At 69.3% G+C, this 22,185-nt stretch carries 20 protein-coding genes; 9 read left to right on the plus strand and 11 right to left on the minus strand.

Annotated features, from left to right (window positions below):
* Window positions 1-66: 66 nt before the first annotated feature.
* The 3 genes from BMX29_RS08530 to BMX29_RS08540 form a co-directional block, all read right to left on the minus strand.
* The gene (locus tag BMX29_RS08530) at window positions 67-1,947 is read right to left on the minus strand and encodes an ABC-F family ATP-binding cassette domain-containing protein (protein WP_092811911.1); all 1,881 of its coding nucleotides are present in this window, start codon (window positions 1,945-1,947) and stop codon (window positions 67-69) included.
* 75 nt (window positions 1,948-2,022) lie between these two features.
* Window positions 2,023-2,670: a YceI family protein gene (locus tag BMX29_RS08535; protein ID WP_175471161.1), complete on the minus strand. Its 648-nt coding sequence runs from the start codon at window positions 2,668-2,670 to the stop codon at window positions 2,023-2,025.
* 74 nt (window positions 2,671-2,744) lie between these two features.
* Window positions 2,745-4,190, minus strand: a complete 1,446-nt coding sequence (locus tag BMX29_RS08540) for an alanine/glycine:cation symporter family protein (protein WP_092811915.1) — start codon at window positions 4,188-4,190, stop codon at window positions 2,745-2,747.
* A gap of 173 nt (window positions 4,191-4,363) precedes the next feature.
* On the opposite strand from BMX29_RS08540, the gene ndk reads away from it, so the two are divergent.
* Complete coding sequence (gene ndk, locus BMX29_RS08545) at window positions 4,364-4,786, plus strand: nucleoside-diphosphate kinase (RefSeq protein WP_092811917.1); 423 nt, start codon at window positions 4,364-4,366, stop codon at window positions 4,784-4,786.
* Between the two features lie 78 nt (window positions 4,787-4,864).
* Here ndk and BMX29_RS08550 read toward each other — a convergent pair whose 3' ends face one another.
* From BMX29_RS08550 to BMX29_RS08565, 4 genes are all read right to left on the minus strand, one after another.
* The gene (locus tag BMX29_RS08550; protein WP_043841534.1) at window positions 4,865-5,269 is read right to left on the minus strand and encodes a DUF4112 domain-containing protein; all 405 of its coding nucleotides are present in this window, start codon (window positions 5,267-5,269) and stop codon (window positions 4,865-4,867) included.
* The gene (locus BMX29_RS08555; RefSeq protein ID WP_043841533.1) at window positions 5,269-5,442 is read right to left on the minus strand and encodes a YqaE/Pmp3 family membrane protein; all 174 of its coding nucleotides are present in this window, start codon (window positions 5,440-5,442) and stop codon (window positions 5,269-5,271) included. The genes BMX29_RS08550 and BMX29_RS08555 overlap by 1 nt, the downstream gene beginning before the upstream one ends.
* Before the next feature lie 261 nt (window positions 5,443-5,703).
* On the minus strand, window positions 5,704-6,888 hold the full coding sequence (locus BMX29_RS08560) for a pyridoxal phosphate-dependent aminotransferase (RefSeq protein ID WP_092811919.1): 1,185 nt from the start codon (window positions 6,886-6,888) through the stop codon (window positions 5,704-5,706).
* A 53-nt stretch (window positions 6,889-6,941) separates the two neighbouring features.
* The gene (locus tag BMX29_RS08565) at window positions 6,942-7,307 is read right to left on the minus strand and encodes an MmcQ/YjbR family DNA-binding protein (RefSeq protein ID WP_092812003.1); all 366 of its coding nucleotides are present in this window, start codon (window positions 7,305-7,307) and stop codon (window positions 6,942-6,944) included.
* A 218-nt stretch (window positions 7,308-7,525) separates the two neighbouring features.
* Here BMX29_RS08565 and cysS point away from each other — a divergent pair, with 218 nt between their 5' ends.
* The 3 genes from cysS to BMX29_RS08585 all read left to right on the plus strand — a co-directional run bounded on the left by cysS (window position 7,526) and on the right by BMX29_RS08585 (window position 11,692).
* Window positions 7,526-8,896, plus strand: a complete 1,371-nt coding sequence (gene cysS / locus BMX29_RS08570; protein WP_092811921.1) for a cysteine--tRNA ligase — start codon at window positions 7,526-7,528, stop codon at window positions 8,894-8,896.
* Window positions 8,897-9,160: 264 nt separating this feature from the next.
* Entirely contained in the window at window positions 9,161-10,795 is a 1,635-nt protein-coding gene (gene cimA / locus BMX29_RS08580; RefSeq protein ID WP_244889194.1) for a citramalate synthase, read from the plus strand.
* Between the two features lie 123 nt (window positions 10,796-10,918).
* A complete protein-coding gene (locus BMX29_RS08585) occupies window positions 10,919-11,692 on the plus strand; it encodes a squalene/phytoene synthase family protein (RefSeq protein WP_043841529.1) in 774 nt (257 codons plus the stop codon).
* Between the two features lie 28 nt (window positions 11,693-11,720).
* Here BMX29_RS08585 and BMX29_RS08590 read toward each other — a convergent pair whose 3' ends face one another.
* On the minus strand, window positions 11,721-12,938 hold the full coding sequence (locus BMX29_RS08590; RefSeq protein WP_092812005.1) for an MFS transporter: 1,218 nt from the start codon (window positions 12,936-12,938) through the stop codon (window positions 11,721-11,723).
* Here BMX29_RS08590 and BMX29_RS08595 point away from each other — a divergent pair.
* From BMX29_RS08595 to BMX29_RS08610, 4 genes are all read left to right on the plus strand, one after another.
* On the plus strand, window positions 12,819-13,739 hold the full coding sequence (locus BMX29_RS08595; protein WP_244889195.1) for a precorrin-6A/cobalt-precorrin-6A reductase: 921 nt from the start codon (window positions 12,819-12,821) through the stop codon (window positions 13,737-13,739). The two genes, BMX29_RS08590 and BMX29_RS08595, sit on opposite strands and share 120 nt — an antisense overlap.
* Window positions 13,706-14,353: a DNA-3-methyladenine glycosylase family protein gene (locus BMX29_RS08600; RefSeq protein ID WP_092811929.1), complete on the plus strand. Its 648-nt coding sequence runs from the start codon at window positions 13,706-13,708 to the stop codon at window positions 14,351-14,353. Before BMX29_RS08595 ends, BMX29_RS08600 begins: the two co-directional genes overlap by 34 nt.
* The gene (locus BMX29_RS08605; protein WP_043841527.1) at window positions 14,350-15,015 is read left to right on the plus strand and encodes an alpha/beta hydrolase; all 666 of its coding nucleotides are present in this window, start codon (window positions 14,350-14,352) and stop codon (window positions 15,013-15,015) included. The genes BMX29_RS08600 and BMX29_RS08605 overlap by 4 nt, the downstream gene beginning before the upstream one ends.
* Before the next feature lie 258 nt (window positions 15,016-15,273).
* Window positions 15,274-15,858, plus strand: a complete 585-nt coding sequence (locus BMX29_RS08610; RefSeq protein ID WP_043841525.1) for an HNH endonuclease — start codon at window positions 15,274-15,276, stop codon at window positions 15,856-15,858.
* A gap of 281 nt (window positions 15,859-16,139) precedes the next feature.
* On the opposite strand, the gene BMX29_RS08615 is transcribed toward BMX29_RS08610, so the two are convergent.
* The 3 genes from BMX29_RS08615 to BMX29_RS08625 all read right to left on the minus strand — a co-directional run bounded on the left by BMX29_RS08615 (window position 16,140) and on the right by BMX29_RS08625 (window position 18,798).
* Window positions 16,140-16,661 carry a bactofilin family protein gene (locus BMX29_RS08615; RefSeq protein WP_092811931.1) on the minus strand — a complete coding sequence of 174 codons (522 nt, stop codon included), beginning with the start codon at window positions 16,659-16,661 and terminating at the stop codon, window positions 16,140-16,142.
* Window positions 16,651-17,961, minus strand: coding sequence for a M23 family metallopeptidase (locus BMX29_RS08620; RefSeq protein WP_092811933.1), 1,311 nt, complete (start codon window positions 17,959-17,961; stop codon window positions 16,651-16,653). The genes BMX29_RS08615 and BMX29_RS08620 overlap by 11 nt, the downstream gene beginning before the upstream one ends.
* A 381-nt stretch (window positions 17,962-18,342) precedes the next feature.
* Window positions 18,343-18,798: a peroxiredoxin gene (locus tag BMX29_RS08625; RefSeq protein WP_092811935.1), complete on the minus strand. Its 456-nt coding sequence runs from the start codon at window positions 18,796-18,798 to the stop codon at window positions 18,343-18,345.
* A 115-nt stretch (window positions 18,799-18,913) separates the two neighbouring features.
* Here BMX29_RS08625 and BMX29_RS08630 point away from each other — a divergent pair, with 115 nt between their 5' ends.
* Complete coding sequence (locus tag BMX29_RS08630; RefSeq protein WP_175471163.1) at window positions 18,914-22,180, plus strand: YhdP family protein; 3,267 nt, start codon at window positions 18,914-18,916, stop codon at window positions 22,178-22,180.
* Window positions 22,181-22,185: the final 5 nt, after the last annotated feature.

The raw sequence follows: 22,185 nt of genomic DNA on the forward strand, positions 1-22,185 counted from the left end.
CGAGACGAAAAACCCCCGGTCGCCGCGCGCGACCGGGGGTTTTTCATTGTCATGCCGGCGGGGGCGTCACGCCGTCTCGGCCGCCTCCAGCTTCTCGAGTGCGGCCATCCAGAGCGCCTCGGCCCGGCTCAGACCGTCCATGACTTCGGCGTATTTCTTATTCCACGTCTCGAGTTCGCCCACGCGACCGTCGTCGTAGAGCGCGGGATCGGCGAGCTTGGCGGCGAGCTTGTCGCGCATGTCGTTGAGCTTGTCGACGCGGGCCTCGCACTTCCGGACGTCCGAGCGCAGGGCGAGGATCGCGTCGCGCGACGGGCGCTTGGCCTTGGCGGCGGTCGCGGCTTCCGCCTTCGCCTTCTCGGCGCGGGCCTTCTCGGGCGCGGGCTTTTCGACGGTCAGCAGCATCTTGCGGTAGGCGTCGAGGTCCTCCTCGTAGGGGCGCACGGTGCCGTCCTTCACCAGCCACAGCCGGTCGGCCACCATCGACAGCAGGTGCATGTCGTGGCTCACGAGGATGACCGCACCCTCGTAGGCGTTGAGCGCCTCCATCAGGGCCTCGCGGCTCTCGATGTCGAGGTGGTTGGTCGGCTCGTCGAGAATGAGCATGTGCGGCGCGTCGAGCGTTGCGAGCAGCAGCGAGAGGCGTGCCTTCTGTCCGCCCGACAGGCGCCCGACCTCGGTTTCGGCCTGCGCGGCACCAAGACCGAAGCCAGCCAGCTTGGCGCGCAGCTGGGGCGGCGCCACGCCGGGCCGTTCGCGCTGGATGTGCTGAAGCGGCGTCTCCTCGACCCGAAGCTCGTCCACCTGGTGCTGGGCGAAGTAGCCGACCCGCAGCTTCGAGGCCCGTGTCGAGCGACCGTCGAACAGAGGCAGCCGTTCGGACAGAAGCTTGGCCAGCGTCGACTTGCCCTGGCCGTTCTTGCCCAGAAGCGCAATCCGGTCGTCCTGGTCGATCCGCAGGTTCAGCCGCGACAGAACGGTCGTGTCACCGTAGCCAGTGCTGCCGCCCTCGATGTTGACAATGGGCGGCGACAGTTCGTCGGGCTGGGGGAAGGTGAAGACGCGCTTCTCGGCGTCCTCGGGCAGGGTGATCGTTTCCATCTTCTCGATCATCTTGACCCGCGACTGGGCCTGTTTGGCCTTCGACGCCTTGGCCTTGAAGCGATCGACGAAGCTTTGCAGGTGGGCCTTGCGGGCCTCCTGCTTCTTGGCCATCGAGCTCAGAAGCGCGCGCTGCTCGGCGCGCTGGCGGGCGAACTGGTCGTAGGACCCCTGCCAGTAGGTCAGCTTTTTCTCGGAGAGGTGCAGGATGCCGCCAACTGCACGATTGAGCAGCCCGCGATCGTGCGAGATGACGATGACCGTGTGCGGATACCGCGCGAGGTAGCTTTCCAGCCAGAGCGCGCCCTCGAGGTCGAGGTAGTTGGTCGGCTCGTCGAGAAGCAGCAGGTCGGGTTGGGCGAACAGCACGCCCGCGAGCGCCACGCGCATCCGCCAGCCACCCGAGAAGGCCGAGCAGGGCATCTTCTGCTGGGCGTCGTCAAAGCCCAGGCCCTTGAGGATCGACGCGGCGCGGCCCTCGGCCGACCAGGCGTCGATGTCGGCGAGCCGGGTCTGCACGTCCGCGATGCGGGTGGCGTCGGTCGCGGTCTCGGCCTCGGCCATCAGCGACGCGCGTTCGGTATCGGCGGCGAGCACGGTGTCGATCAGGCTGGTCTCGGACGACGGCACCTCCTGCGCGACGCCGCCGACGCGGGCGCGCGAGGGCAGGGCGATTTCGCCGCCGTCGAGGGTCAGCTCGCCCCGGATCAGGCGGAAGAGCGTGGTCTTGCCCGTGCCGTTCGCGCCGACGAGGCCGACCTTGTGGCCGTCGGGAATCGTGGCGGTCGCGCCCTCGAACAACGGGCGGCCTTCGACGGAATAGGAGATGTCGGCGATCTGAAGCATGGGCGCGCTCTAGCAGAGGGTCGCGGGGGCGGGAAGGGCCCCCGCGCGGCCCGTGGGTGCCGCCTGCGTGAGCGCCTATTCCGGTCCCGCCGAGGTAAGCTCCGTTTCGATCACGACGCTCACGGTGTCGCCCACACCCAGCGTCGAACCAGGCGCGGGAATGCCCGTCGAGATGCCGAAATCGGACCGGTCCAGCTGCCCCGTGGCCGAGAACCCGATGCGGGCGCCCGGTTCCCACTCGACGTCCGCCCAGCCTCCGTTGAACGTGGCTTCCAGGGTGACCGGCGCGGCCACGCCGCGCAGGGTGAGCGTGCCGGCGATCTCGGCAGTGCGCTCTCCGGTCTGGGTGACGCTTTCGGAGGTGAAGACGATCTCGGGGTGGGACGCGGCGTCGAGCCAGTCGGGCCCGAGTATCTCCTCGCGGAACCCTTCAGGCGGGCTCGGCAGGTCGAGAGAGGCGGTGGCGATGCTCACCTCCAGATCGGCGGAGGCGGGATCGGACGGGTCCAGCTTCAAGGTGCCCGTGACCTGGTCGAAACCGGCTGTGTAGGCCGAGAATCCCATGTGATCTACGCGAAACAAAACCGAAGTGTGCGCCGGATCGATCCGGTAGGTCGTGCTGGGGAGCTGCCCGGGAGGAACCGAGGCGTCTTGCGCTTCTGCGCCCCCTGCGAACATGGCAACCACGAGGGCCGCGCCCGCGCCCCAACCGAAATCACGCATCATCCTGTCTCCGGACAAAGGAAAACCGAGGGGCGAAGCGTATCCGCCCCCCGGTTCTTGGCAATCTTTCGCGATCAGGTCTGGCGGTGTTCCGCCTCGACGTCGCGATTCCAGATCGAGGCGTCGATGCCCCGGTCCAGCCCTTCGTGCTGCGAGATGCGGAACAGCGGCTCCTGGCCTGCCTTGCGCTGCGCGAAGTAGTCCTTGGTCAGCCGCATGACGGTGCCCGAGAGCAGCAGCAGCGCCACGAGGTTGATCGTCGCCATCGTCGCCATGCTGGCGTCCGCGAAGTTGAACACCCGCGTCACCGGCTGCACCGCGCCCCAGATCACCATCGCCAGCTGCATGCACTTGAAGATGGTCAGGGGCGTTTTTCCGGCGAGGCCGAGGAACTCGAGCACGTTCTCGGAATAGGCGTAGTTGCCGATGATCGAGGTGTAGGCGAAGAACAGGATCGCCACCGCGATGAAGAGAGGTCCGGCCACGCCAATATGCTCGGCCAGCGCGTTCTGCGTCAGCTCCATGCCGGTCACGCCGTCGGGGCCATAATCGACCACGCCCGACAGAAGGATCATCAGCGCCGTCGCGGTGCAGATCAGGATCGTGTCGATGAACACGCCCAGACCCTGCACCAGACCCTGCGAGGACGGGTGGTGCGGCTCGGGCACGGCCACGGCCGCGATGTGCGGCGCCGAACCCATGCCGGCCTCGTTCGAGAAGAGGCCCCGCTTGACCCCGTTCAACAGCGCCGCCGTCAGGCCGCCGGTGAAGCCGCCCACCGCCTGGTCGAAGCCGAACGCCGCCTTGACGATCATCGCCAGCGCGCCGGGAACCTCGGTGATGTTGATTGCGATGATCACCAGTGCCACCAGCAGGTAGATGCCCGCCATGAACGGCACGACCTTCTCGGCCACCCGTGCGATCGACGGGATGCCCCCGAAGATCACCAGCGCCACCAGCGCCGCGATGACGAGGCCAGTGCCGAGCTTGGGGATGCCCATCGCGCCCTCGACCGCGTCGGCGATGGAATTCGACTGCACCGCGACGAAGATCAGGCCGAACGAGCACAGGAAGAAGAAACAGAAAACGTAACCCAGCCATTTGGCCTTGAGCCCGTGCCACATGTAGTAGGCCGGCCCGCCGCGATAGCGGCCGTCGTGGTTGCGCACCTTGTAGAGCTGCGCCAGCGTCGACTCCGCGTAAGCCGTGACCATGCCCACGAGCGCCACCATCCACATCCAGAAGATCGCGCCCGGGCCGCCGAGGTAGATCGCCACCGCGACGCCGGCGAGGTTGCCGGTGCCCACGCGGCTCGCAAGGCTGATCGTCAGCGCCTGAAGGGGCGTGATGCCGTCACCGGACGTCGCGCGCGAGGACGCGATGACCCGGAAGAACTCGGTGAAGTGGCGGAACTGAAGCCCGCCCAGCCTGACGGTGAGGTAGATGCCCGTGGCCAGAAGGCCCCAGACGAGGACGTAGCCCCACAGAACGGTATTCAGAAAGTCGACAACCGCATTCATCCCCGTCCCTCCTTCTTCTTGAAATTAACCAATGTCTCGGACACGTAGCGCGTGTGCTGCGACGTCCAGCCGCAGGCGACGCGCAAATCAGGTTTTCAAGGACGGGGGCGCGTGCTAGGCGGGCGCGGATCAATTCCGCCGGGCCAAGGTCCGGCCATCAAGAGGCATCTGAAATGGCAACCGAACGCACCCTTTCGATCATCAAGCCCGACGCGACCAAGCGCAACCTCACCGGCAAGATCAACGCCAAGTTCGAGGAAGCGGGCCTTCGCATCGTCGCGCAGAAGCGCATCCAGCTGACCAAGGCGCAAGCGGGCGAGTTCTACAAGGTCCACGCCGAGCGTCCCTTCTACGACGAACTGTGCGAGTTCATGGCATCGGCACCGGTCGTGGTGCAGGTTCTCGAGGGCGAGGACGCGATCGCGAAGAACCGCGAAGTGATGGGCGCGACGAACCCCGCGGACGCCGCCGAAGGCACCATCCGCGCCGAGTTCGCCGAATCCGTCGGCGAGAACTCGGTCCACGGCTCGGATGCCCCCGAGACCGCGGCCGAAGAGATCGCGTTCTACTTCTCGGGCCTCGAGATCGTCGGCTGAGCCGACCTCCTGACCCCTGATATGCGAAACGGGAGCCCGGCGGGCTCCCGTTTTTCGTTTCCGGCGATGCGCGCCGGATCAGACGTGCGCCGCGCGTTCGGGCGCCAGTGCGCCGCCGTGCTTCTTCTCGACGAATTGCCGGATCAGCGCCGCGTTCTTGCGGTTGGACTTGTAGCCCACGTCGAACACCGTGCCGATCACGGGGATCGAGCCAATCACGTAGTCGATGCCCGAGTTCACCGCCATCTGCCCGATGACATGCTTCGGCGCGCCCATCTTCCAGGCCGAGCGGAAGATGTAGGCGGCGGGCAACAGAGCCAGCGTGTCGCCGACACCGGGCACGATGCTCAGAATGCCGTCCCAGCCAAAGCGGATGCTGGTGCCCGGGATCGTGAAGGCGCTGTCCAGGCTCGCGGCCAGACGCTCGACGCGCTCGACTTCGGCCATGTCCTCGATCGCGAAGGATTGGGTGTCGCGGGGCATCACGCGGTGCGCGGACCGGTGCGGGCGATGACCCAGATCGCGTGCACGATGCCCGGGATGTAGCCAAGGATTGTCAGCAGGATATTGATCCAGAAGTGCTTGCCGAGGCCGACCTGCAGGAACACGCCGAGCGGCGGCAGCAGGATGGCGATGATGATGCGGATAAGGTCCATGAGGCGATTCCTCCGGTCGGAGAGAAGGTGTGCGGGTTCATAAGCGAACGCCGCGCTCGCGCAGCGGGTTCCGCAGACTCGCGGCCTCCCGACACGGGGTGTGTGAGTGTCATGGACGGGCCCGGCTTCGTGGCGGTGGAGGCTCCGGGGAATGCCCGGTCACCGCGTACGAGGGTCGTCGGGCAATACCGGTGGTCCCTCTCGGCCGAGCGGTCGCAAGCGGCACACGCCCCGTGCCAGGGCGCCGCGCCGTTGCGTGCCTCAGGCCGGGACGCGCGCCCGGGCGAACCGTGCCAGGGTTCTCAGCGCCCGCTCGAGCCGCGCGTCGTCCACTGTCAGCGCCACGCGGACATGGCCCGCTGCCGCCTGGCCGAAGCTTTCGCCCGGCATGACCGCGATGCCTTCCGCGTCGAGGAGCGCGTCTGCGAAGGCCGCCCCCGTCATGCCCGTCGCACGGATGTCGAGCAGCACGTACATGGTTCCCTCGGCGGGCAAGGCGCGCACCGCCTCTTCGCCCTCGGCCGCGACCACCCGCATCAGCAGATCGCGGCGGCGGCGGAACGGCGCGGCGACGTCGACCTCGGGCTCCGTTCCCCGCGCGATTGCCGCTTGCGCCGCATCCTGGATGAAGCCGGGCACACCGTAGGTGGTCACCGTCGCCAGTTCGGCGGCGCGGGCGATGGCGTCCTCGGGGCCGACGAGCCAGCCGATGCGGCTGCCGGTCATGGCGTGGCTCTTGGACAGGGACCCGGCGACCAGAGTGCGCGCAGCCATCCGGGGCAGGGCGCGCGGACTCAGATGCGCGCCGTCCCAGACCTGCGTGTCGTAGACTTCGTCCGAGATCACCCACAGGTCGTGCGCCTCGGCCACGGCCGCGATGCCGTCGAGTGTGTGGCGCGGATAGACGCGGCCCGCGGGATTGTTGGGGGTGTTCACAAGAAGCGACCGCGCACCACGCGCCGGTCCGGCAAGCGCGCGCGGATGCGGCAGGAACCCCGTGTCGGGCGTCGTTGCCACGGCGACCGCGCGGCCGCCCGCCGCCCGGATCGTGCCAGGGTAGGTGGCGTAACACGGATCGATGTAGAGGCCCGTCTGGCCGCCATCGAGCGCCGCCATGTGCGCGGCGAACAAGGCGGCCTGTCCGCCCGGCGTGATGAGCACGTTGTCCCGCGTCGTCGCGACACCCGTGCGCTCGGCCACACGCGCGGCAACCGCGTCGCGCAGGCCCTCGGTGCCCGGGACCGCGGCATAGCCGGTGTGTCCGCCAAGGGCCGAGGCGTGCATGTCGTGGAGGATCGCCGGATCCGTGCGGCGGTCATGCTCGCCTATGGTGAGTTCGGTGATATCGTGTCCCGCCGCCACCAGAGCGCGGGCGCGGTAGAACACGTCCCAACCGTCCGAGCCGCCGTCGTTGAGGCCGGTGATACGGGTGGAAAGGTGGGGCATGGGACCTCGCGGCGTGGCGTCGGGCGCGATGTGACCCGGAGCGGGGTCGGGGTTCAAGCCCCGGCGGACGGGTTGGGCAGCGGCGGCAGCCCCGCCTGCACACGTCGGGTCAATCCGCCGCGCACGAGCCCGTAGGATGTGAAGATCCGGTCCTCGAGTTCCGCGCGGTCCGCCACGCCCCACGGCACCCGTACCCAGGAGCGGTGGAAGTAGGGCGCGCGCTCGGCCCGGCCGAGCTCGATCAGAAATGCGGCGTCCTCGATGCTCGCCGTCTTCACCGACACGCCATCCGCGGCGGTGCCGACCACGGCGAACATCTTGCCGCCGACCTTCCACGCGTCGTGCCCTCCGTCCCAGGGGTCGGAATGCTCGGCGCCCGGCAGGGCGATGCAGATCTCGGTGACGAGGGCGCGGGTCATGGCGCGAACGGTGCGCCCGCCCCGGGAGCCGCGCAAGCGAAACCGCTGGAAGTCGCCGCGCGGCGCTGGTAAACTTGTCATCATGAGCACCGCACCTGCCATTCTCATCGGCTGCATTATCCGCTGATCGCATCGGCGGGCCGCTCTTCTCTTTCCTTTCGACGCCATGAGTTGCTAAAGCCCGCCGCGAGCGAGACGCGCGCGAAGGACCACGCATCATGGACATCAGGCTGACCAACACCCGGACCCGCGCCAAGGAGGTCTTCGAGCCGATCGACCGCTCGGACGTGCGGATGTATGTCTGCGGGCCGACCGTCTACGACCGCGCGCATCTCGGTAACGCACGGCCGGTGGTGGTCTTCGACCTGCTCTTCCGGCTTCTGCGCGAGGTCTACGGCGCCGATCACGTGACCTATGTTCGGAACTTCACGGACGTGGACGACAAGATCAACGCCCGCGCGGCAGAGACCGGTCGGCCGATCGCCGAGATCACCGAGGAGACCATCGGCTGGTTCCTCGACGACATGGGCGCTCTCGGGGCGCTGGAGCCCACGCATGCCCCCCGCGCCACCGGCTACATCTCGGAAATGATCGCGATGATCGAGGGGCTGATCGCGGACGGCCACGCCTACGCCGCCGAAGGGCACGTGCTTTTCTCGGTCGAGAGCTACCCGTCTTACGGCAAGCTCTCGGGACGCTCGGTCGAGGACATGATCGCCGGCGCGCGGGTCGAGGTCGCCCCCTACAAGCGCGACCCGATGGACTTCGTCCTGTGGAAGCCCTCGGAGGCGGACCAGCCGGGTTGGGACAGCCCGTGGGGCCGGGGCCGCCCCGGCTGGCACATCGAGTGCTCGGCCATGGCCGGCGCGCTTCTTGGCGAAAGCTTCGACATTCACGGCGGCGGCGGCGACCTGATGTTTCCCCACCACGAGAACGAGGTGGCGCAATCGGCCTGCGCCCATCCCCACGGCGATTTCGCAAATGTCTGGCTGCACAACGAGATGCTTCAGGTCGAGGGCAAGAAGATGTCGAAGTCTCTCGGCAACTTCTTCACCGTACGCGACCTGCTAGACGAGGGCATCCCGGGCGAGGTGGTGCGTCTGGTGCTGATGTCCGCGCATTACCGCAAGCCGATGGACTGGACCGCGCAGAAGCGGCAGGAGGCCGAGGCGCACCTGCGCAAGTGGTATGCGGTGGCGGCAGGGGCCGAGGACGGCGGTGAGGTCTACCGGCCGGTCGTCGCTGCGCTTGCGGACGACCTGAACACCGCCGGCGCCATCGCCGAGCTGCACCAGCTGGCTCACGCGGATGACTCGCCCGGCTTGCGCGCGACGCTGCAGTTTCTCGGTCTCATGGGGGCAGAAGTGCCGGGCTGGGCCGCGGCTCCGACGGTCGACCTCTCGGCGTGGGAAGCACGGCTTTCGGACGCTCGTGCCACCGCGATGGAGACGAAGGACTTCGCCGAGGTGGACCGCCTCAAGGCCCTCCTGACCGGCGCCGGGGTCGAAGTGCGCATGTCCAAGGCCGGAGTCGAGCTCATCGCCGGGCCGGACTTCGACGCCGACACGCTGGCGCAGGAGGACGCGTGATGATCGCATCGGTTCAGCGGTCCCGCCCGGCGCCCGCATCCGGCAGCACCTGCCTGCCACGGGGCAGACGCTTTCAGTGTCTCAACCGGCGTTGGGCGGGCGAATGGCTCGGATGGGTTACCAACGATATCCTGCACGCACAGGTGCCCGCCCAGGCAGACGATGCCCGGCGCGACCGCTTGCCGGGTGCGGAGGTCGCAGAGCCGTCCTTCCTGACATTCGTGGGCATGCCCCGGACGAAGACGCAGCCGCGCAGGAGCCATCATGCCTGAACGTCTCTACCTCTACGACACCACGCTGCGCGACGGACAGCAGACCCAGGGCGTGCAGTTCTCGGTCGCCGAGAAGGTCAAGATCGCCAAGGCGCTCGACCGGCTGGGCATCGACCACATCGAGGGCGGCTGGCCCGGAGCGAACCCCACCGACAGCGCCTTCTTCGAAGAGGCGCCCGAGACCCGCGCCACGCTGACCGCCTTCGGCATGACCAAGCGTGCCGAACGTTCGGCCGAGAATGACGACGTGCTCGCAGGTGTGCTGAACGCGCGCACCCCGGCGGTCTGCCTCGTCGGCAAGACCCACGACTTCCACGTGGAGACCGCGCTCGGCATCGCTCTCGACGAGAACGTCGAGAATATCCGCGCCTCGGTTGCGCATTGCGTGGCACAGGGCCGCGAAGCGCTGTTCGACGCGGAGCACTTCTTCGACGGCTACCTCGCCAACCCCAGCTACGCGCTCGATTGCCTGCGCGCAGCGTGCGACGCGGGCGCGCGTTGGATCGTACTGTGCGACACCAACGGCGGCACCATGCCCACCGAGATCGGGCGCATCGTGTCCGAGGTGATCGCCGCGGGCCTGCCCGGCGACCGGCTGGGCATCCACACGCACAACGACACGGAGACCGCCGTGGCGGGCGCGCTGGCCGCGGTGGACGCCGGCGCGCGCCAGATCCAGGGGACGCTGAACGGGCTGGGCGAGCGCTGCGGCAACGCGAACCTCGTCTCGATCATCCCCACGCTCCTGCTGAAGGAGCCCTATGCAAGCCTCTACACCACCGGCGTCACCCACGAAGGGCTGAAGACCATCACGCAGGTCAGCCGTATGCTCGACGACGTGCTGAACCGCGTGCCGCTGAAGCAGCTGGCCTATGTCGGTGCGTCGGCGTTTGCTCACAAGGCGGGACTGCACGCCAGCGCGATCCTCAAGGATCCGTCGACCTACGAGCACGTGGCGCCCGATTCCGTGGGCAACGAGCGCTTCATCCCGATGTCGAACCAGGCTGGACAGTCGAACCTGCGCCGCCGGCTGATGGAGGCCGGGATCGAGGTCGCTCCGGGCGATCCGGCGCTGGGGCGCATCCTCGAGACAGTGAAGGCGCGCGAGGCCGAGGGCTACGCCTACGACACCGCGCAGGCCTCGTTCGAAATGCTGGCCCGCGCCGAGCTCGGGCAGGCTGCGGACTTCTTCGAGGTCAAGCGCTACCGCGTGACCGTGGAACGGCGGAAGACCAAGTACGACCGCATGGGCACCGTGTCCGAGGCCGTTGTGGTGGTGAAGGTAGATGGGACGAAAAAGCTCTCGGTCTCCGAGAGCTTCGACGAGACCGGCTCGGACCGCGGACCGCTCAACGCGCTGTCGAAGGCACTGGCCAAGGATCTCGGACCCTACCAGGAGATCATCGACGACATGCGGCTCGTCGACTTCAAGGTCCGTATCACCCAAGGCGGCACGGAGGCAGTCACGCGCGTCATCATCGACAGCGCCGACGGGCAGGGCCGCCGCTGGTCGACCGTCGGCGTGTCGGCCAATATCGTCGACGCGAGCTTCGAGGCGCTGCTCGACGCGGTGCGCTGGAAGCTGGCGCGGGACGTGCCGGATGCCGGGCTGCGGGCGGCGGAATGACCGCCGTTGCGCGTGAGCCGGGCACGGGGAGCGAGGGCGCTGCCCTCGCGCTCCCGGAGTATTTGCGACGAGAAGAAGGGCCGGGGCTTGGAAGGGCCCGGGCCGGGGTCTAGGTCGGCGCGCATGGATTTCGACGACGACCTCAATGCCTGTGCCGAGATCGTGGAACGCGGCGATCCCGACCGGTTTCGCGCGACGATGGCATCGCCGGTGGCGGCGCGCGCCGTGTTGTTCCCGATCTACGCGGCCAACGTGGAGGCGGCGCGCGCGCCTTTCGTCACGCAGGAGCCGCTGATCGCCGAGATGCGCCTGCAATGGTGGGTCGATGCCCTGGCCGAGATCGCGGCCGGCGGGCTCGTGCGGCGCCACGAGGTGGTCACGCCGCTGGCGCACGTGCTGGACGCCGAGGGCGCGCGGGTGCTGTCCGAGGGCGTCGAGGCCCGCCGCAGGGATGCGGCGCGCGAGGACATGGGCGAGGTGGCCGAACTGGAGGACTACCTTCGCGCGACCGGAGGGTCGTTGATGTGGGCGGCGTCGCGCGCGCTCGGGGCCACGGACGAGGTGCGGGCGCGGGCGGTGGGCCGACAGGCCGCGCGGGCGAACTGGCTGCTGGGTGTGCCCGCGCTGCAGGCGCGGGGCATCCGGCCGTTGCCCGAGATGACGCTCGAGGCGGTGGGCCGCCTCGCGGCATCGTGGCGCGATGACCGCTCCGGGCTGGAGGCTGTGCCGTCGAAGGCCGGGCGCCCGGCGGAACTGGCGGCCTGGCGGGCGCCGGGGATCCTGGCGGCGGCGGCGCGCGATCCGCAGGCGGTGCTGGACGGGCGGCTTTCCGGACCGGCGGCGGGGCAGGGCCTGCGGCTCGCCCTGCGTGCGGCGGGGATCGGTCGCGCGGTCTGACGCGGCTCCGGGGGCGGCTGTCGGAGTCTCAGCCCTGGGGCGCGGTCCTCGGGCGCATGACACCCCAGAGCAGCGCCGCCGCGGCGAGGCAGATCAGCGGCGCCATCGCGAGGTTCACCGCGGCCCAGCCTTCCTGCGCCGTTCCGCCGGAGCAGTTCATCAGTCCGCCCGAGGCCAGCGAGGCCATCGTCACGCCGCCGAACACGATCACGTCGTTCATGCCCTGGGCGCGGCCGCGCTCTTCGGGGGTGTGCGCGGCGGCGAGCATCGACGTGGCGCCGATGAAGCCGAAGTTCCAGCCAAGACCGAGAAGCACGAGCGCGCCGAAGAAGTTCTCGAGATCCACGCCAGCGAGCCCGGTGGCCGAGGCCGCGGCGAGGCAGACGAGCCCCGCGCCGACGATGCGTGGCGCACCGAAGCGCGCGATCAGGTGGCCGGTGAAGAAGGACGGCGCGAACATCGCGATCACGTGCGCGCTGACCACGTCGGCGGCCGATCCGGTGGTGAAGCCGCAGCCCACCACCGCGAGCGGCGTCGAGGTCATCATCAGGTTCATCAGTGCGTAGGACACCATGGCGCAGATCACCGCCACGGCGATGCGCGGGGAGGCCAGAAGCTGCGGCACGCTGCGCCCGCGCGGGGCATCCGCGTCGGGCTTGGGCGGGCGCGGGATGTCGAGGAACAGGAACACCGACGCCCCCACGAGGTTCACCGCGATCACCGCGGCATAGGTCCCGAGGAAGGGGACCACGAAGGCCTCGGCGGTCAGCTTGACGATTTGCGGGCCGATCAGTGCCGCGGCGAGGCCGCCGGCCAGCACGTAGGAGATCGCCTTGGGGCGGAACTCGTCGCTCGCGGTGTCGGTCGCGGCGAAGCGGTAGAAGTTCTGCGCCGCCATGTAGATGCCGGTAAAGAGGCTCCCGAGCAGGAACAGCCAGAACGACTGCGTGTAGAGGCCGGCCGCACCGATCGCGCCGCCCATCGCGCCGCCCGTGACGCCCACGAGGAAGCCCGCGCGGCGGCCGACCCTCTGCATCAGGCTCGAGAGCGGCTGGGCGGCCAGCATCGAACCCAAGACGATCAGCGAGATCGGCAGGGTCGCGAAACACGGGTTCGGGGCGAGGCTTTGCCCGGCGAGGCCGCCGATGGTGAAGATCATCGGCATTTGCGAGCCCAGGATCGCCTGTGCGGCGACGAGGACGGCAACGTTGCGGCGGGCGCGGACGGGCGTGGCGGCGGCGGTCATGCTGCATCGATAGGCGGGCCGGCGGTCGGCGGCAAGGTGGCGCATGGCCTTGCGAAAATCGTCGTGGCTTTGGTGCGGGGCGCGCCAGTGACCGCCCCCATGGGCAAGCGGGACGCCGATCTCTATGTGAGAGCCATGACCCGCGCCGACGTACCCACCGTCCTCATCACCGGAGACACCGCCGAGGCGCGCGCGCTCGCGGCCGCGTGGCCGGGGGCGTGTCGAGTGGAACGTGTGTCGGACCAAGCGGCGCTGGCCGGGGCGGCGGCCTGCGTGGCCGCAGAGCATCCGTGCGACCCGCGTGCCGCCGACACCGTGCGCCACGCGCGCGCGGCGGGCGTGGCGGTGCTGCGCCTTTGCCGGCCCGGCTGGCATCCGCGCGGCGCGCGGCGCTGGCACGTCCTGCGACGCGCTTCGGACCTCACGAGGACGATTCCGCCGGGCGCACATGTGTTTGCCGCAACCGGGCGCGAAGAGGAGGCCGTGCTGAGGCGCCTGCGCGCCACGGTCTTTCTGCGCCGGCGCGGCGGCCGGGATGCGCCGCCGGGTCTCATCGCGGTGGAAGGCACGCCGCCCTTCACGATCGCCGACGAGATGCGGCTTTTCCGGGAGCTCGGCATCGGCTGGCTGGTGCTGCGCGATGCCGGTGGGGAGGGCGCACGACCCAAGCTCGACGCGGCCCGCGCGCTCGGGCTGCACATCGCACTCATCGCACGGCCGGCGCTGCCCGATGCGCCGGTGGCACGGACATCGAAGGAGGCCCTGAGATGGCTGAGACTGACACTGCCGTCGGACGCGTGATCGTCGGCGAGGCCTGCGTGGCGGAGGGCAGCGCGTGGCTGGCCGAGGCCGAGCCGCGCTTTGCCGCCGCGCTGGAGGAAACCGGACCGCTGCCCCTGCGCCGGTCTCCGGACGGGTTCGACCAGCTTCTGAACGCGATCGTGAGCCAGCAGGTCTCGGTCGCGTCGGCCCGCGCGATCCGGCAGAGGCTGGTCGATGCCGGTATGACCGACGAGACGCGGATCCGCGCAACGACGCAGGAAGACCTGCGCGCCGTCGGCCTGTCCCGGCAGAAGGCGCGCTATGCCAAGGCGTTGGCGGATGCGCGGATCGACTATGCCGCGCTTCGCGAGGCACCGACCGACGAGGTGGTGAAGACACTCACGCAGGTCACCGGTATCGGCGTCTGGACCGCCGAAATCTACGCGATGTTCAGCCTCGGGCGGGCCGACGTCTTCGCCCCCGGCGACCTCGCGCTGCAGGAATCCGCGCGGCTGCTGTTCGACCTGCCGGAGCGGCCCAAGGAGAAGGCGCTGCGAGACATGGCGGCCGCCTGGTCGCCATGGAGATCGGTTGCGGCGCGCGCGCTCTGGGCCTACTACCACGTGGCGAAGAACAGGGAGGGGATCGCATGACCCGCGTGCTGCAGACCGGACGACGCGAGCCCGCCTCGGGCACGACCCGCTCGGCGGTGGTGTTCCTGCACGGGTTCGGCGCCAACGGGGCCGACCTGCTGGGCCTGGCCGAGCCGCTCTCCGAACACCTGCCCGATACGCTGTTCGTGGCCCCCGACGCGCCCGAGACATGCTCGGTCAACCCTATGGGATTCCAGTGGTTTCCGATCCCGTGGATCGACGGATCGAGTCAGGAGGAAGCCGAGACCGGGATGCGCGCGGCGGTCGCGGACCTCGACGCCTTCCTCGACGCGTTCATGGTCGACGAGGATCTGCTGCCCGAGCAGGTTGTGCTGTTCGGCTTCTCGCAGGGCACGATGATGGCGCTGCACGTGGCGCCCCGCCGCGAGGACGAGGTGGCGGGTATCGTCGGCTTCTCGGGACGGTTGCTCGAGCCCGAGCTTCTGGCCGACGAGGCCGTCAGCCGCCCGCCGGTCCTGCTGGTCCACGGCGACCAGGATGACGTGGTCCCGCCGCAATCCATGCCCGACGCCGCCGATGCGCTGCAGAAGGCGGGCTGGAAAGAGGTCTACGGCCACGTGATGAAGGGCACCGCCCACGGCATCGCGCCAGACGGGCTGTCGGTCGCGCTCGCCTTCATGCGGGACAAGTGCCACCTCTGAGCCTGCGTCCCCGGTATCCCTGACGGGTCCACGCCGGAAGCCTACGCGGCTGTGACCATCGCCCGTGTTGACGCGACGTGTCGCGTCGCCGCACGGTGTCATGCACACGTCGTAATCAGCTCCTATTCCCTGCAGGTGCAGGGCACATCGCGGGACTTGTTCGAGAGGGATCGCGATATATAGTGACTGACAGGCTGGGGCGGGTTCCCCGCTCTGGCGCTTCGGACGACGGGCAGGCAGGGCGAGGAACGAGTCGGCATGGACGGAGACTTCAGGACGCATTTCGTGCGCGAACCGGGGGCGCTGAAACACACCCCGGCGCTGGTACTCAACGCGGATTACCGGCCGCTCTCGTATTACCCGCTCTCGCTCTGGCCCTGGCAGGACGCGGTGAAGGCGGCCTTCCTCGACAGGGTCGACATCATCGCCGAATACGACGAGGTGGTCCGCAGCCCCTCGATGACGCTGAAGATACCGAGCGTCGTGGTGCTGAAAGATTACGTCAAACCCCAGAAGCGCGTGGCCTTCACGCGCTTCAATCTTTTTCTGAGGGACGAATTCGTCTGTCAGTACTGCGGATCGCCGGGAGAGCTGACCTTCGACCACGTGGTGCCCCGCGCCCGAGGTGGCATCACGAGCTGGGAAAACGTGGTTGCCGCCTGCGCCCCGTGCAACCTGCGCAAGGGGTCCAGAAGCCTGCGCCAGTCGGGCCTGTCGCTGCGCAAGCCGCCACGCCAGCCCGGCGCGGAGGAATTGCGTAACATGGGGCGGAAGTTCCCCCCGAACCACCTGCATGACAGCTGGCTCGACTTTCTCTACTGGGACGCAGAGCTGGAGCAGTAGGGCGCGTCCCGCGGACCACAGGTCGTCAGGTTGTCCGGCGGCGCATCGCGCGGCTGGCGCCGGGATGTGCAGCGCGGCAGGCGGGCAGGGGATCGCGGCCTTGTCGCTTCCACGGCTGAACCGCGATCGGGCTTGCGCCAAGACACCCCGGCGGGCGGCCTCCGCGAACAGGGTGGCGTCCTTCTCAAATCCCGCTACAGGCGCACTCGAAGCGACCAGGCAAACGAAAACGCCGGACCCAGGGGCCCGGCGCGGTCGCAGTGCTGCGAATGTCGGTCGGATCAGCTCGGCTGCTGCTCGGCCTTCTGGGCGGAGGCCTGCTGCGGCTGCTGGCCACCCTTGCCGCGCGAGGACAGCGGATCGTCCTGACGCTGGACCGAGCCCTCGAAATGGGCGCCGGATTCGATCGCGATGGTTTTGTGGATGATGTCGCCCTCGACCCGCGCGGTCGCGGTGAGACGCACCTTGAGGCCGCGCACGCGTCCAACGATCCGGCCGTTCACGACGACGTCGTCGGCGATGCACTCGCCCTTGATCGTCGCGCTCTCGCCGACGGTCAGCAGATGCGCGCGGATGTCGCCCTCGACCGTGCCCTCGACCTGGATGTCGCCGGTCGTCTTGACGTTGCCGGTGATGTGAAGATCGCTCGACAGGACCGAGGCCGGCGGCTTCGCCTTGGGAGCGGCCGGCTTGAAGTCGGAGGATTGGCGCGGCGCCTGCTGGGTCTGAGTCTCCGGAGCGGCCGGCTTTGCCTCTTCCGGTTTGCCGGGTGCCGGATCGTTGATTTTGCTCTTAGAAAACATCGTTCGCAGCCTTGAGATAGGTCATGGGATTGACGGCCTTGCCGCCGACACGGACCTCGTAGTGGAGGTGTGTGCCGGTAGAACGTCCGGTGTTCCCCATAGCAGCTATCTTCTGGCCACGCGAGACCCTTTGCCCGACCTCGACGAAGAGCTTCGAGTTGTGGGCATAGCGCGTCTCGATCCCGAAGGAATGCTTGATCTTCACGAGCCGGCCGTACCCCGACATCCAGCCCGCGTACACCACGGTGCCCTCGGCTGTGGCGTAGATCGGCGTGCCGTGCGCGGCGGCGAAGTCGGTGCCCTCGTGCATCCGGCCCCAGCGACGCCCGTACCCCGACGTGAAGCGGAACGGATCCTTGAGCGGAGAGGCGAACGGCACCTTCTCGGCGGCGATCCGGTAGAGGTTCAGCCGGTCCATCTGGTTGAGGATGTCGTTGGCGCGCGCGGCATCGGCGCCGAGGTCCTCGCCCCGGGTCGAGAACGACAGCGGCGTCAGCGGTCCGCCCTGACCGGAATAGCCCTTGCGGACCTCGCCGAGGATGCGGTCGGGGTCCATGCCCGCGTTCTCGAACATTTTGTCGAGCGGCTTGACCGAAACGGTCATCGCCTCCTCGAGTTGGCGGAAGATCATGTCGTTCTTCTCTTCCATCAGCCGGATCTCGGTCGCCATCTCGTCGGCGCGCATGATCGCGTCCTCGGCATCCGCCACGCGTTTGTCGCGCTCTTCGGCGGTGCGGGCGAGGGCGGCGGTCAGGAAGTCGAGCGTGCTGTCGTCGCCGGTGCCGGCCACGGCGGCCGCGCCACCTTCCTCGAGCTTGGTGCGCAGCGACGCGTACTGGTCGCGGAAGGTCTCGCGCTCCTTCATGGTCTTGCCGAGGGTCGACTGCACCACGTCGAGGCCTGTTTCGAGCTCGCGCGCCCGTGCCTCGGCCTTCAGAAGCTGGGTCTGCATGACCGACACCTGCTCGAGCGCGGTGTTGAAGCGGTCCTGCGCGGCCAGCGCCTCGGCGGCGCGGCTGTCGCGTTCTTCGGCCAGCGCGTTGATCCGCTGCTGGTAGGTCACCTGATCGCGCCGGGCCTGTTCGCGATAGGACCCCGAGCCGATCGAATCCATGAGCAGGATCGCGGTCGCGACGATCGTCCAGCCGATGACCGCCGAGCAGCCCGCGAAGGCGATGGCCTGGGTCTCGGGGCGCAGGCGGATGAACCGCGTGTCGCTGTCGGATCGAAGGAAGAGTCGGCGTTCCGGAAAGGTGCGTTCGAGCAACGCATGGGTCTTGATCGCGAGGCGCGTTCTCACAGGTTGATCCCTCTGTCCCGTCCCAATCAACGACACTCGGGGATTTTGTCCCGACCCCGGCGCCTTGGACGTCGGATTACGCGGTCATCACATTTGGTGCAACGTTTTGAGGCATACGACCCGAGTCGCATCGCGGAATTCGGCCGAAACGGCAAAAATCCGCCGATTCCAACGCGATTCTCTTAATGGCGCTGCCCGTTCTCGGGGCAGAAGCGGGACGGGATCGGTCCGAGGCCATGCATCGCCGGGCGGGCGGGGGGATCGCAAGGCCGGGGGCGGCGCCCCATGACGCACACGAGGGATCTGTTGCCCGAGGTCCACAACAAGGGCGGCGGACCGGATCGCGCCGCGGCCCCGGAGGACCGGGACCGCGGCAGGGGATCACAGCGCGCGGGCGGCCTCGAGCACCTCTTCCGCGTGGCCGGGAACCTTCACCTTTGGCCACGCCTGAACGATGGTGCCGTCCTTGCCCACCAGGACCGTCGAGCGTTCGATCCCCATGAAGGTCTTGCCGTACATCTTCTTCTCGGCCCAGACGCCGTAGCGCTCGCACACATCGCTTTCGGCATCCGACAGAAGCGGCACCGTGAGCGACTTCTTGGCCATGAACTTCTCGTGGCTCTTGATGTCGTCCTTCGAGATGCCGAAGACCTTCACCCCGGCGGCCTCGAACTCCGACAGCAGCGCGGAGAACGCCTCGTTCTCCTTGGTGCAGCCCGAGGTGTCGTCGCGGGGATAGAAGAACACCACCGCAGGCAAATTCTCGGACAGCGTGACCGAGGTGTCGCCGGTGGCGGGCAGGGTGAAGTCGGGGGCTTTTTCTCCGGTCGCGATCATGTGAGGGGCTCCGTGGCAGGGGCGCCGCGGGGCCGGTTGGCCTCGCGCGGCGCGGGGGGCATAGTCCGGCGCAAGGATAATGCAGGCAGGCGGACAATCCAGTGAGCGAGGCTCGGTGAGCGAAGAGGGCGGCGCAACGCGTAAGGCCAGGCGGAGATGGAGCCGTGCGCTCGCTGTGCTGGTGCTGTGCGCGACCCTCGTCGCCGTTGGCATCGGGGCGCTGATCGGCCGCCCGGTGGCGGCGCCGGACTGGCTGGCCGACTGCATCGAGGCCCGCATCGCCAATCTCGTGCCGGGCGCGACGCTGGGCTTCGACGACCTTTACCTGCTGGTGGGGCGGCAGGGGCGCGTGGCGGTCACGCTGTCGGACGCACGCCTGACGGGGCCGGACGGCACGCCGGTGGCCGAGGCGGCCGAACTCGAGATCGCCGCGGCCACGCGGCCGCTTCTCACCGGCCGGGTGGAATTGCGGCGCGCACGGCTGTCGGGCGCGATCCTGGCGCTGTCGCGCGAGCAAGACGGGCGGCTCGGCATCGGCCTTGCGCCCACGGAGGGCCGTGCGCCGACGGTGCCCGAGACCGTCGAGGCCATCGATGCCGCGCTGTCGGACCCGCGCTTGTCGGGTCTGCGGACGGTGGCGCTCGACGGCGTGTCGGTGCGCTACACGGACGCGCGGGCGGGGCGCGAATGGTTGGCCGACGGCGGGCGGATCGAGGTCACGCGGCAAGGCGACCGGCTGGCCCTCGACGGGGCGGTGACGGTCCTCGGCGCGGGCGCCGAGCCCGCCCGTCTGCAGATGGATGCGGAAAGCACGCTTGGCACGGCGGAGCTGTCCTTCGGTCTGTCGGTCAGCGACCTGCCGGCACGCGACATCGCCACGCAGAGCCCGGCGCTCGCCTGGCTCGACGGACTGCGGGCGCCGATCTCTGGCGCGTTCCGGGGCTGGACCGAACGCGACGGATCGCTCGGCGGGCTGGATGTCACCCTGCGGATCGGAGCTGGCGCGCTTCAACCGACCGAAGCCGCGACGCCCATCGCGTTCGAAGGCGCACGAACCTACTTCTCTTTCGATCCGTCCGAGGGGCGCATCGACTTCTCCGAGATCGCGGTGGACAGCGCGCAGGGCACCGCCCGGGCCAGCGGCCGCGCGGTGCTGGAGCCCGCCCGCGGCGACGCGGCCCCTGCCATCGCGGGCCAGTTCGTGCTGACCGGGGTCGAGGCCAATCCCGGCGGGCTGTTCCCCGAACCGCTCGATCTCGAACGGGTCGAGGTGGACGTGCGCCTGTCCCGCGCGCCCTTCAGGGTCGAGATCGGCCGCCTGCGGGTGGCTGACCCCGAGGCGGCGCTGACCGCGACAGGCGGCGCGACCGCGACGGGCGAAGGATGGGATGTGCGCTTCGACGCCGAGGCCGAGGACCTGTCGGTGGCGCAGGTTGTGGCGCACTGGCCGTTGCCGGTCGCGCCGGGCACCCGCGACTGGGTCGCCGAGCGCGTGCTCTCCGGCACGGCGCGCGAGGCGATCTTCTCGTTCCGGCGCGCGCCCGGCGCCGACCCCGAACTCTACGTGGATGCCGATCTCGCCGGCGCCTCCGTCCTCTTCGCCGATACCTTCCCCCCGGTCGAGGGAGGCGCAGGGCGGCTGGTGATCGACCGGGACCGGCTTTCGGTGCGGCTCGAGGCCGGGACACTGACGCCGCCTCAGGGCGGTCCGGTCGATCTTTCCGGCAGCGCCTTCGTCATCCCGGACACGCGGGCAAAACCGGCCACGGGCGACCTGCGGCTGTCGGCGCACGGCTCCGCGACTGCGGCGCTTTCGGTGGTGAACCTGCCGCCGATGTCGGTGTTGGACCGTGCCGGCCGCCCGGTGGACCTTGCGGAGGGACAGGTCGAGGTCACCGGGCGCATCGAGCGACCGCTGGAGGACGGCGTTGGGTTCGACGAGACGGTGATCGACCTGAGCGGCACGGTGCGCGACGTCGAAAGCGACTCCGTCGTGCCGGGCCGGCGCCTCGCCGCCGAGGCGCTGTCGCTCGAGGTCACCAACGAGAGGGTTGCGATCTCGGGGCCGGGCACGCTGTCGGGCGTGGCTTTTGACGGCGGCTGGACGCTGCCGCTGGGCGAGGGCGCGGGCGGCAGTTCGGTCGAGGGCACGGCGCAGATCGGCCCGGACGCGGCCGATGCTTTCGGCATCGCACTGCCTGACGGGCTGATCTCGGGCCGGGGGCCCGCGCGCATTGCGCTCGACCTGCCCCCGGACGGCGCTGCGCCGCGTTTCCGCCTGACGTCAGACCTCGCGGGCATCGGCATGTCGATCCCGCAGGTCGGGTGGTCCCTGGCGCGGGGCACGACCGGGCAGATGGAAGTGGCCGGCCGCCTCGGAAACAGTCCGCGGGTAGACACGCTGTCGCTCAACGCGGGCGGTCTGAGGACAACCGGCGCTGTCAGCCTGCGGGCCGATGGGGGGCTGGACCGGGTGCGCCTCGACCGGGTGCGGATCGGAGATTGGCTCGATGCGCCGGTGACGCTGACTGGACGCGGGGCCGGGGCGGCGCCTGCGGTGGCGATCGGCGGCGGCATGCTGGATTTGCGCGGCGCTACGCTGGGCGGCGAGGCAGGCGGAGCGGGCGGGTCAGGCGGCGGAGTCCCGCTCGACGTGCAACTCGATCGGCTGACGATCTCGGAGGGTATCCGGATCGAGGGGCTCGCCGGCCGGTTCACCACGGCCGGCAGCGGCCTCGACGGGGGGTTTACCGCGCGGATGGCCGGGACCGGCGCGCCTCTGACCGGTCAGCTTCTGCCGCAGAATGGCGGCACCGGCCTGCGTCTACTGTCCGAGGATGCGGGCGACGTGCTGGAGTCGACGGGCATCCTGAGAACGGTGGCGAGCGGTCGTATGGTGCTGAACCTGACACCCACGGGCGCGCCCGGCACCTATGACGGCGCGGTCACCATCACCGACGCGCGGCTGCGCGACGCCCCCGCCATCGGCTCGATCCTCGACGCGGTCAGCATCGTCGGCATCATCGACCAGCTCGAAGGGCCGGGCATCTACTTCCAGGACGTGGAAGCGCGGTTCCGACTGAGCCCCGAGCGCGTGGTCGTCACCGAGTCGAGCGCGGTCGGCCCGTCGATCGGGGTGTCGCTCGACGGCTACGTGGACCTCGCCTCCGGGGCGCTCGACCTTCAGGGCGTCCTGTCGCCGGTCTACGTCATCAATTCCATCGGTTCGATCTTCACCCGCCGGGGCGAGGGGCTTCTGGGCTTCAACTTCAACATCCGCGGCACCAGCACGGCGCCGGAGGTTGCGGTCAATCCGCTTTCGGTGTTCACGCCCGGGATGTTCCGCGAGCTCTTCCGCCGCCCCCCGCCCACGACCCGGTGATTGCC

It is taken from the genome of Roseivivax marinus, assembly GCF_900109705.1.
Lineage (GTDB): Bacteria > Pseudomonadota > Alphaproteobacteria > Rhodobacterales > Rhodobacteraceae > Roseivivax > Roseivivax marinus.

Bases quoted from the DNA above. Each gene is read 5' to 3' on its own strand.
- BMX29_RS08530 (WP_092811911.1), bottom strand. From the start codon at position 1,947: ATGCTTCAGATCGCCGACATCTCCTATTCCGTCGAAGGCCGCCCGTTG.
- BMX29_RS08535 (WP_175471161.1), bottom strand. From the start codon at position 2,670: ATGCGTGATTTCGGTTGGGGCGCGGGCGCGGCCCTCGTGGTTGCCATG.
- BMX29_RS08540 (WP_092811915.1), bottom strand. From the start codon at position 4,190: ATGAATGCGGTTGTCGACTTTCTGAATACCGTTCTGTGGGGCTACGTC.
- ndk (WP_092811917.1), top strand. From the start codon at position 4,364: ATGGCAACCGAACGCACCCTTTCGATCATCAAGCCCGACGCGACCAAG.
- BMX29_RS08550 (WP_043841534.1), bottom strand. From the start codon at position 5,269: ATGCCCCGCGACACCCAATCCTTCGCGATCGAGGACATGGCCGAAGTC.
- BMX29_RS08555 (WP_043841533.1), bottom strand. From the start codon at position 5,442: ATGGACCTTATCCGCATCATCATCGCCATCCTGCTGCCGCCGCTCGGC.
- BMX29_RS08560 (WP_092811919.1), bottom strand. From the start codon at position 6,888: ATGCCCCACCTTTCCACCCGTATCACCGGCCTCAACGACGGCGGCTCG.
- BMX29_RS08565 (WP_092812003.1), bottom strand. From the start codon at position 7,307: ATGACCCGCGCCCTCGTCACCGAGATCTGCATCGCCCTGCCGGGCGCC.
- cysS (WP_092811921.1), top strand. From the start codon at position 7,526: ATGGACATCAGGCTGACCAACACCCGGACCCGCGCCAAGGAGGTCTTC.
- cimA (WP_244889194.1), top strand. From the start codon at position 9,161: ATGCCTGAACGTCTCTACCTCTACGACACCACGCTGCGCGACGGACAG.
- BMX29_RS08585 (WP_043841529.1), top strand. From the start codon at position 10,919: ATGGATTTCGACGACGACCTCAATGCCTGTGCCGAGATCGTGGAACGC.
- BMX29_RS08590 (WP_092812005.1), bottom strand. From the start codon at position 12,938: ATGACCGCCGCCGCCACGCCCGTCCGCGCCCGCCGCAACGTTGCCGTC.
- BMX29_RS08600 (WP_092811929.1), top strand. From the start codon at position 13,706: ATGGCTGAGACTGACACTGCCGTCGGACGCGTGATCGTCGGCGAGGCC.
- BMX29_RS08605 (WP_043841527.1), top strand. From the start codon at position 14,350: ATGACCCGCGTGCTGCAGACCGGACGACGCGAGCCCGCCTCGGGCACG.
- BMX29_RS08610 (WP_043841525.1), top strand. From the start codon at position 15,274: ATGGACGGAGACTTCAGGACGCATTTCGTGCGCGAACCGGGGGCGCTG.
- BMX29_RS08615 (WP_092811931.1), bottom strand. From the start codon at position 16,661: ATGTTTTCTAAGAGCAAAATCAACGATCCGGCACCCGGCAAACCGGAA.
- BMX29_RS08625 (WP_092811935.1), bottom strand. From the start codon at position 18,798: ATGATCGCGACCGGAGAAAAAGCCCCCGACTTCACCCTGCCCGCCACC.